Annotated in this window: 1 protein-coding gene; it reads right to left on the reverse strand. The window is 48.8% G+C overall.

Annotation, left to right across the window (positions count from 1 at the left end; all coding sequences use genetic code 11):
* Window positions 1-67 precede the first annotated feature (67 nt).
* Window positions 68-217, reverse strand: a complete 150-nt coding sequence (locus GPK90_RS17935) for a zinc ribbon domain-containing protein (protein WP_346011302.1) — start codon at window positions 215-217, stop codon at window positions 68-70.

Below are 217 nucleotides of genomic sequence, written 5' to 3' on the forward strand. Positions count from 1 at the left end.
CCCCGTTGGGCAAAGCATTCACGAGCGATCCCCGTGTGTCCCACGGTTCTTTTGGACTGATATCTTTTTATGATGCTTTTTCGCTCTTTTCCAATATGATCCCGGATATTCTCAGCCCTTCCCGGCAGATGTTGACCGCCGCATTTTCATCACGGTCCATCCGGTTTCCGCAGCTGCAAAGATATACCCGCTCTTCCAGTTTCAGATCATGTTTTAT

The organism is Clostridium sp. MCC344 (assembly GCF_018785365.1).
In the GTDB taxonomy this organism is placed as follows: domain Bacteria; phylum Bacillota; class Clostridia; order Lachnospirales; family Lachnospiraceae; genus Pilosibacter.